The following is an 8,796-nucleotide window of genomic DNA, read 5'->3' as shown; positions in this document are numbered from 1 at the left end:
TCTTAGCTTTACCGTCTTAGCTTTACCGTCTTAGCTTTACCGTCTTAGCTTTACCGTCTTAGCTTTACCGTCTTAGCTTTACCGTCTTAGCCTTACCTTCTTAGCTTTTCTTAGGACCTCGAACCTAGGATCTATCTTTTCCTAGAAGCGACATCGTCGCGCTCTCGAAGTGACGCAGTCACGTTCCCTAGGCTGCAGGCCGTCCGTCTTAGCTTTTCCTAAAACCTTCCAGACATTCAATTTTGCTGACTACAACCGTCAACACTATTTAATTTATTAAATCTTGTTCGAGCGTTATAATTATCAACCGATCTGCTATATACGACTGCCTTTTAATGACCAGCGAAACCCGCAACAAAACCCATTTAGCCATTTTTATTATTGTTGGTCTCATCTGCCTATTACCTATGGTGTCGTCTCCTGTGGCGCTAATTTTGGGCTTTACGCTTGCCAGCATAGGCTGGGCGCCGGATCAAATACATCTTGGCGCGCTGACCAAGAAGCTTCTGGCCTATTCGATTGTCGGTCTTGGATTTGGCATTCAGCTTGACGCCGCTGTTAGCATTAGCTTAGCCAATCTCCCCCTCATTTTGGGCTCGATTATATTCACGCTGATTTTAGGTTTTGCCTTAACGCGCCTACTCAAGCTAGATCATAAAACCGGCCACCTAATTGCCTCTGGCACCGCTATTTGTGGTGGCAGCGCCATTGCGGCCGTATCTCCCGCAATTAAAGCCAACAGCGAACAAACGGCTATTGCCTTAGCCACGGTATTTATTCTTAACTCGATTGCACTGTTTGTGTTTCCGGCCATCGGCCATGCTCTATCGATGAGCCAGCATGATTTTGGGGTTTGGAGCGCGATTGCTATTCACGATACGTCATCTGTCGTGGGAGCTGCTTCAGCTTATGGCAGTGAAGCCCTTACAACCGCTACGACGATTAAGCTGGCACGCGCACTGTGGATCATTCCAATCGCACTCATCAGTGCCATGTTGTTTAAAGGCGATAAAAATAAGATTGCTATCCCCTACTTTATTGGCTTTTACTGCTTAGCGATTGCGATTGCCCATTGGCTGCCACAAGGCGAAGTCGTGTACGGGGCAATATTTGAGGTATCAAAACGATTACTGGTAGTGTGTCTGTTCTTGATTGGTGCCGGTATTACGATTAAGAAAATGAAATCAACTGGTCCTAAGCCACTCATTTTAGGCGTGTTGTTATGGCTGGCTATAGGTAGCAGTTCACTGGCGTACATTTTACTGCTTAACTAACTCATTACTGCTTAACTAACTCATTACTGATTAGTCTCATTACTGATTAGTGCGCTGTACAATCGCGCGATATAACCATAAAGCAGTGCCCTTACAGGCGCTGCTTTTTATTGCGACGTCTTACTACCTTCTCTATTACGATCTCGAGCGCTATGACGCCAAACCAATAAGCCAAGCAAGCAACTAAACGCACCTAAATCTATTAAGGCGCGCGTTAAACCGCTGGTGAGTAAAGAGGCAGTAATTAACACTGCGCAACACAATAATATTAGCCAGTTATTCAATGTAATCTCCCCTCTTAGGCAGGCTAAATGAATGGCTATTATTGGTGCTTAGTACTGATCTCGCCAATATCCTTTATTACTAATAAATAGCAATAACTGCTAAGGCTAGATGATTTACTTATAAATGACCTAAGCTAAGTCCGCGGCATAAGGGTCATTATTGGGGTCTTCAATCCAGTTATATTCGGTTAGTGTTTGGATCTGCTTCGCCTCCTGCTCGCCATGCAGGTGCTTGACCCAAAACAGCGCCGCGTCTGTGCCTGCCGATACGCCCGATGAGGTTAAAAACTTACCATCAAACACCCAACGCGCTTTGGGCTGCCATTGTGGATTATCGTTTAGAGACGTCACCCATTGAAACGCCATTTTATTGGTGGTGGCTTTACGCCCGTTAAGCACAGAAGTCATTGCCAGCAATGCGGTACCCGTGCACACAGTAAACACGTTTTGACTACGGTCAATCTGCTTAATAAGCCATTGGCGCAGTGCTGTATCGCTAACTAATGTGCGAGTACCTAATCCACCAGGAATTAATAGCAGATCGCAGTCATAAATCTCTGTTGTTAAACAATCGGCAACCACACGCGGCCCCTGATAACTTTTGACGATCTCTTTGGTGGCCACCAGCTTTATCTCGGTATTGGGCATATGCCCAAGCATCTCAACTGGGCCGTGCAAGTCTAGGGTTTCGTAGTCATCAAACACCAGTGCCAGTATGCGGTATGTGCCCTTGGTGAACGGTGTGTTAGTAGCAGATAGCTGCAAGCTTGTTTTAGCCTGTAGCGTAGGCGTAATAACACTGCCGGCCATCATCAGCGAAGCCCCTTTTATAAACTGTCTACGTTGCATTATTTGTTCCCCATCAATCTCAATATTTTATGTAGGCTTAGTCTATAACCAGTGAAATTAATTCAATGCTTATTCAGCCGAAAAACAAATCGTTCACCAAAAATAGAGGCGGCTCAAACTTTAATTTCTTATTGAGATCTAAGAGATGTGAAATCGGCACAAAAAAGCGACCAATTAAGGACGCTTGATGTTCGATAAACCCGACTTTTCACTAGTAGAATTGTGTCGGATCGATATCCAAGCTACTTGGGGATATGCCCTTTTCGATATTAAATGACGATCTAAGCAGATCGACAATCTCCACCTTGGTGTAGCATTTATGCTTCATAGAGTAGAAGCACTTCACTTTGGGGTGTAACGCGTCTCGTCCTTTAGATTCCCATACAATCCCAATGCGACCATCTGATAGCTGTACTAACGAACCTACCGGATAAACGCCGACACAGCGGATAAATTCATAAACAAGTTGTTGATCTAAGTGAAATGGCGTCAAACTCAATAAGATCTTAAATGCGGCTGCAGGGCTCATAGCTTCTTTATAACAACGGGTCGCTGTTAACGCATCGAAGATGTCGACAATACAGCTCATCCGCCCATGAACAGGGATCTCATCCCCCTTCAATCCCAGCGGGTAGCCTTTACCATCGAGTTTTTCATGGTGCATCAAACTAATATCTTTACTGACTTGAGATAACCCTGTGGTCTGCTCCATAATTTCAACAGCATAAGTTTGATGCAGCTTAACGTGCTCATACTCTTCGGCAGTTAATTTACCTGGCTTGTTTAACACTTCACTATCGACCTTAATCTTGCCAATATCATGCAAAATTCCACCAACCGCCATTTGACGCAGCATGTCAGTATCGAAGTTTAGGTAACGGCCGAAAGTCACCAGCAAAAAGGCGACATTAATAGAATGCTCGAGCAGATAGGCGTCTTTGGAACGCAAGGCTGAGACACATTTGAGGGCATCGGCATCGAGCATCACCGACTCAATCATGCTATCTGCTAACTGTTCGAACGGCTCGACCTCGACAGCCTTGCCTTGAAATGTTTCAGATAGCACTTTTTGGATGAGATCTTTAGCCTCAACAATCAGCTCTTTTGCCTGCTTTTGAGTAGTGGCACGTTCAACACTGACTTTTTTTACCACTGGCTTAGGCGCAGCAGTCGGCCGCTGTAATCCCAAGTCTGGTGCTGAGCGCTCAGCATTAACCCATACATGGGTTACATGACTCTTATGCAGCCTTAAAATGGCTTCAGCACTGCGAATTTGCCCAGCGCTCGCAATATTAACTTGGCTGTTACTTTTGTCTATTGCTTCAACAAACATACCTACTTTCAGCTTAGAAACAGGTATCTTTATTAAGTTATTTGATTCGAATGAATCACCCATTATCTCTTAGGTCCCCGGATGATTTAGCCATAAATACAGCAACTAATTAGTCACGGTATCCCTCACAGATCTCTGATGTTGTGACCCGGCTTACGCAGAGCCCATCTTGTTATTTCCTGTAAGAAGTTGGCTATTCTATTCTCTGAACTGTTAAATCACCATAGACAAAGTTAATTAATATTCACTAATGCACGACAAATACACACCAACTTGTAAGAAAAAACGATATTTCATTACTCATGCAAATATCAATGGCTATTCGGCGCGCCGCTTATGACATTGAAAACTCGTCGGCTGCCAACGGCGATACATACAGTTGTAACAAGAGCGAGCAACATTATCAGTATGCTCATCTTCGTCATCACTGAGAAATATCTCACAACTGGCTGCGGCGGCGCGGGCCGGCAGATAATCTTCTACGCCAAACTTAAACTGCCATAAGCCATCTACTTGGGTAAACCACTGCACCATACTCCCTCCTATTATCCTAAACGGTATGAAAATTAGTAAGGCTTTAACTGCTGCTTAGTCGCATTTAACCACCGGCCAGTCTCAGCGCTAACGAGTAGCGCAAATTGATACTGAGTGAATACCGCCTTGATCTTACCTTTAAGAAACAGCTGTTGATCATCTGCTAGCTTCTCTCCATCAACGGAGATCACCGCCTGTAATCCTGTCAGTGCTAATACCTCTGCTACGCTCATCTGTACTTCATCTGACTCATCCGCAGCTTGTCCTAGCTTTAGCTGGCCTTTCACGCGACCATCTTGACCGCTGAGACGTAAGCCCAACCCCGCAAGTGCACCGATAACGCCTTGGCCTGTACCGCCATGCTCAGAGAGATCAATGCCTAGCGTTTCAGCCAAGGTGTAAGCCTGCGGTTTTGTCTTTACTTCTACTTTTGCCTGCTGACCAAAAGCGATCAGTTGCTCGATGTCATAGCGGGAGGCTAAATCTAAGATGGCTAAACCGGGATCCGATGCCGCTGCCGATTCTTGCTTTAAATGCGCAATACAGATGGCTTTAATCTCATTAAAGCTCAATGTTGTAGCAATCTGAAAGCACATGGCACTATTGTGCGATGTGTAAGGAATATCAGGATGCACAAACAGTTGATGACGTGTCACCAGTCGACTAACAGCAAGTGCATTGTCTTCGGTTGATGCTACCACAGCCAGTTTTGCCACAATCTCTTCGGCAATTTCGCCCGTGCCCTTGGTACCGATATCATCAGTATCATCAATGCAGATCAGCCACTCTTTCATCTAAAACCCTTATTTATTGGTGCAGTTATTAATTGTCATTTTTAAACGGCGTTACTTATCATCAAGCTGATCTCTATGTAGCAGATCGTGGGCATGCAGCCGCCTTAATACTGTGGGCACTAATAGCGCTGCCGCGATAGCAAATGCACCACCTTGTATAAAACTGAGTCCAAATTGAGCCAACGCAACTTGGCCGCTCATTCCTGCAAGCAAATTACCAACCCAACTTTTACCCGCCCAGGCTAAACAACCCACTAGCGCTAAAATAATGCTCTGCCAACGCACGCTAAACAGCCCCGCCATCATGAGTAACATCAGATCCATTGCCAATGCTGGCAGGCCAAATTTAAGCAATATCAACGGCCCTCCTTTGCCCACGCTTAACATCATGGCCACTAAACCAGCGAGAAAACCACAAGCGGTAATGCAACCCACTCGGCCCACAGCGCCATAGCAAACCAAGTAAAAGAAGGTCATTAAGAACATAGAGTGCCCGCTCAATCCTAGCTTGAGGCGTAACATGCTTTTTAATACCACCAGCAAGGTGGCACAAAACCCAATAAATAGGGCATCTTGTAGATCAAATGGAGATTTCATTCATCCTCTCTTGTTGCAGGCCAATGTGTTGGCTGATTAACTTTACCGAAATGGCGTAATTTGGCTGCTTGTGCCATCTGCTTTGATAGCTTTAATAATTGGATCAGTACCGGGAGCACCACACAATAGATGAGCTCTGGCCAGTTTTTAGGGTTCCTCAGTGCCTTAGGGGTAATGTTTGCTCCTCGTAAGCACTGAATGGCGTAAATTTCTTTGGTTTCTTGCAGCATATAGGGCAGCAAACCGATTGATGCGGCGATCACAAATGCCCATTTAGCGGGTAAGCCCCAACTGAGCACCTCACCTAAACGTTCAGGGCTTTGGGTGCTCGATAGCCACCAGCCGGGCAACATGGCCAAGAACACTCGCAACACCACAATCACGCCATCGAGCAACTGTGCTTCACCATGGAGCAGATAATAGAGGGGTAAGGTTAGCGCTAACTGCACTAGGCCAAGCCTCAGCAGAGCGGTGATCTTGTTCTTGAGATATAAACCGTGCACGACCAACAACAGATCTGCCAGCACCAACCAGCCAAGCGCACTATTGGGGAGGAAAAAGGCGCAGCTCGACAGTACTAAGCTCAGTATTAATGCCAACGCGCAGTATTGAGTGGCGCTAAGCATCGAGTTTGAACGAATAGACCCTGAAGGCTTGTTGGCACTCCGGCCCATGCGATGTTTAGCCCACATTCAACTGCTCAATATGTCCTGATCCATCTACCAGTTTTCCAGACTCGATCAGCCAGTAGTTATCGACCTCAAAAGTGGAGACACGACGATGGCTAGTAAGCAAGATCCCACAGCCTTGGGCGCTTAATTGCTGCAATAACAGCACCACTTTCTCTACGTGCTGCTTATCGAGCCCTGCAAACGGGTCATCAAGCAACAGCAGCTTTGGCCGCAAGCAGACCAGAGAGGCTAGCGCGATAATATGCTGCTGACCATAGGACAACTTATGCGGCGAACGCTCTCCAAGATGAGTTAATTCTAGTGTTTGTAAAATATGTTCTGCGCGAGCTAAAGGTAGTTTGAAACGCTTTAAACTAAATTGCAGCTCGCTCAGTACGCTTTGCTCAAACAACTGCCGATTGGGGCGTTGCATCAATAGGCCAAGTTGTGAGCCATAAATCCCCAGCTGCGGCCGCTTACCTAATACAGAGATAGGCAAGGTTGGAGTATTGGCCTGAATACCTGCCAGAGTTTTGAGCAAACTACTTTTACCAGCACCATTGTCACCCACCAAGGCTATGACTTCGCCGCGATAAAGCGACAAGCTTTGTTGGCAATGAAATAAGCTGTCTTGATCTAAAAACCTAAACTCGTGGGGCTGGATCGTTATTAAGCACTCACAGTCTTTATTGCTGATGCTGGGTTTAATGCGGCGAATCGCCCCGCGAGTACGCGCAGGCTCAATATTGGTCTCGATAGCGAAAGTGGTTAGCGCTTTACCGACAGGTAGGGGCCCTGCTTCTAGCCCGCCGTCCTGCAGTAACCACAGATAATCGACTAAGCCCGAAAACGCTTCGGGGTTATGCTCAACCATGACAACCGCAACACCGTCACTCAACAATATTTTCAGAACGTTATAGAGCTCTCTAACACCTTTATCATCGAGCTGGGCCCATGGTTCATCCAGCAATAATAGCGATGGTTTAAACACTAATTGTGCCGCCATCATCAAACGATATTTCTGCCCAAGCGATAAAACATCAACTGGGGTATCTAAACTAATGTACAAGCCCACTCGTCTTAACGACTGCTGCACTTTTTCGACCATTAGCTCAGATGCAACGCCTAAGTTTTCCAACGCAAAGGCAATTTCAGCCCCAACACTTTGGCGCAAGACTTGTACGTTCGGATCTTGCATCACCAAACCAACCAGCAATGAAGGGTGACGATACACGTCCCCCTCATAAGGCCGAGAAAGTTCGCCTGCCATCAAGTGCAACAAGCTCGATTTTCCCGAGCCTGTTGGTCCATTAATGCAGTGACACTCACCTTGATTAACCACCAAATTGAGATCGTCCAAGATCTCGCTTTGGTTTGATCCATAGCCAAATTGAATCCCTTCTAGCGCTATGAGTTTCATACTTTCCCCCGAAAACCTAGATCTGCCAGTTAATGCCGACGAAGACCTGACGACCCGCTTGTGGCAATCCTTCGCTCTGGTCATAATTTTCATCGAGTAAGTTAGTTGCACGTAGGTAAAGTTCTAACTTATCGTCCATAAATGGCTGCACAATGTTGAGATCCACCAAGGTGTAATCATCTAACGACTGCTCAAGCAAGATATTTTGACCCGACACTTTCTGCTGAGCGTAATAAACCTGATCCATGATGCGTTCAATATTAAAATTGATCCGCGTCGCGATGGGTAATACATACTCAGCTTGAAAACGTACCTGATGCTTTGGACGGTATTCCAGAGTTTGCATTGTCTCTGCAGCGCTCTTATCTTCGGTGTCTAAGAAGCTATAAGAGAAGACCATAGATAGGTCATCAAAGCTGTTGTTTTCTAGCTGTAGATCGACGCCTTTAAAGCCATAACGCCCCATATTCTGGTAAACACCGTCGAGATCTTTAGCAATATAATCTTCCGCATCGGTGTAATAACCAGCGATGTTTAGCTCGGTTGAATAACCCAGTTGCTGCAACAAACCCAACTCATAGTGCAGTGAGGTTTCAGCCTGTAGTTCTGCATTACCAGAAGACTGCGCATATAGATTTCGCATCGATGGGAAACGCACTTTGCGCGCCACCCCCATGTTGATACGAGTCTCTTCAAACGCTTGCCAGTAGCCAGAAGCCTGAGCTGAATAGTCATTTTCAGACTCGTTTAAACGGTCTTGATCGTGGAAAGCACCACCTAGAGTCACGCCATAGTTATCGGCCTGATACTGGTATTCCAATGCCGCGGTATACAACCAAGACGAATCATCGAAGTTGCCATCGCCGTTTCCGCCGCCAGTTCCACCACCGCTTCCACCACCGCTTCCACCACCAGTTCCGCCACCGCTTTCACCACCCGTTCCGCCACCGCTTTCACCACCTGTTCCGCCACCGCTTCCACCGCCGTTTCCGCCACCGCTTCCACCGCCGTTTCCGCCACCGCTTCCACCGCCGTTTCCG

At 46.4% G+C, this 8,796-nt stretch carries 9 protein-coding genes; 1 reads left to right on the top strand and 8 read right to left on the bottom strand.

Features of this window, described 5'->3' with window-relative positions:
* Nucleotides 1–335: 335 nt before the first annotated feature.
* On the top strand, nucleotides 336–1,274 hold the full coding sequence (locus ACVBIO_RS21095; protein ID WP_447159042.1) for a YeiH family protein: 939 nt from the start codon (nucleotides 336–338) through the stop codon (nucleotides 1,272–1,274).
* 413 nt (nucleotides 1,275–1,687) lie between these two features.
* Here the strand turns inward: ACVBIO_RS21095 and ACVBIO_RS21090 are convergent, their stop codons facing one another.
* The 8 genes from ACVBIO_RS21090 to ACVBIO_RS21055 all read right to left on the bottom strand — a co-directional run.
* Nucleotides 1,688–2,407, bottom strand: coding sequence for a DJ-1/PfpI family protein (locus tag ACVBIO_RS21090; RefSeq protein ID WP_447173379.1), 720 nt, complete (start codon nucleotides 2,405–2,407; stop codon nucleotides 1,688–1,690).
* A 211-nt stretch (nucleotides 2,408–2,618) separates the two neighbouring features.
* A complete protein-coding gene (locus tag ACVBIO_RS21085) occupies nucleotides 2,619–3,803 on the bottom strand; it encodes an HD-GYP domain-containing protein (RefSeq protein WP_447173378.1) in 1,185 nt (394 codons plus the stop codon).
* 255 nt (nucleotides 3,804–4,058) lie between these two features.
* Complete coding sequence (locus tag ACVBIO_RS21080; RefSeq protein ID WP_447173377.1) at nucleotides 4,059–4,274, bottom strand: hypothetical protein; 216 nt, start codon at nucleotides 4,272–4,274, stop codon at nucleotides 4,059–4,061.
* Nucleotides 4,275–4,306: 32 nt separating this feature from the next.
* Nucleotides 4,307–5,068, bottom strand: coding sequence for a DNA-binding protein (locus ACVBIO_RS21075; RefSeq protein ID WP_447173376.1), 762 nt, complete (start codon nucleotides 5,066–5,068; stop codon nucleotides 4,307–4,309).
* A 51-nt stretch (nucleotides 5,069–5,119) separates the two neighbouring features.
* Complete coding sequence (locus ACVBIO_RS21070) at nucleotides 5,120–5,665, bottom strand: core component of ECF transporter (protein WP_447159047.1); 546 nt, start codon at nucleotides 5,663–5,665, stop codon at nucleotides 5,120–5,122.
* Complete coding sequence (locus ACVBIO_RS21065; protein WP_447173375.1) at nucleotides 5,662–6,357, bottom strand: energy-coupling factor transporter transmembrane component T; 696 nt, start codon at nucleotides 6,355–6,357, stop codon at nucleotides 5,662–5,664. The genes ACVBIO_RS21070 and ACVBIO_RS21065 overlap by 4 nt, the downstream gene beginning before the upstream one ends.
* Nucleotides 6,347–7,756, bottom strand: a complete 1,410-nt coding sequence (locus ACVBIO_RS21060; protein WP_447173374.1) for an ATP-binding cassette domain-containing protein — start codon at nucleotides 7,754–7,756, stop codon at nucleotides 6,347–6,349. The genes ACVBIO_RS21065 and ACVBIO_RS21060 overlap by 11 nt, the downstream gene beginning before the upstream one ends.
* Before the next feature lie 16 nt (nucleotides 7,757–7,772).
* Nucleotides 7,773–8,796: TonB-dependent receptor plug domain-containing protein (locus ACVBIO_RS21055; protein ID WP_447173373.1), on the bottom strand; the 1,024-nt coding region annotated here is incomplete at its 5' end.

The sequence above is a fragment of the Shewanella sp. 0m-8 genome, assembly GCF_052977265.1.
This window is presented reverse-complemented; position numbering and strand designations above follow the sequence as displayed.

Coding starts and splice junctions, on each gene's coding strand:
- ACVBIO_RS21095 (WP_447159042.1), top strand. CDS start 336: ATGACCAGCGAAACCCGCAACAAAACCCATTTAGCCATTTTTATTATT.
- ACVBIO_RS21090 (WP_447173379.1), bottom strand. CDS start 2,407: ATGCAACGTAGACAGTTTATAAAAGGGGCTTCGCTGATGATGGCCGGC.
- ACVBIO_RS21085 (WP_447173378.1), bottom strand. CDS start 3,803: ATGGGTGATTCATTCGAATCAAATAACTTAATAAAGATACCTGTTTCT.
- ACVBIO_RS21080 (WP_447173377.1), bottom strand. CDS start 4,274: ATGGTGCAGTGGTTTACCCAAGTAGATGGCTTATGGCAGTTTAAGTTT.
- ACVBIO_RS21075 (WP_447173376.1), bottom strand. CDS start 5,068: ATGAAAGAGTGGCTGATCTGCATTGATGATACTGATGATATCGGTACC.
- ACVBIO_RS21070 (WP_447159047.1), bottom strand. CDS start 5,665: ATGAAATCTCCATTTGATCTACAAGATGCCCTATTTATTGGGTTTTGT.
- ACVBIO_RS21065 (WP_447173375.1), bottom strand. CDS start 6,357: ATGTGGGCTAAACATCGCATGGGCCGGAGTGCCAACAAGCCTTCAGGG.
- ACVBIO_RS21060 (WP_447173374.1), bottom strand. CDS start 7,756: ATGAAACTCATAGCGCTAGAAGGGATTCAATTTGGCTATGGATCAAAC.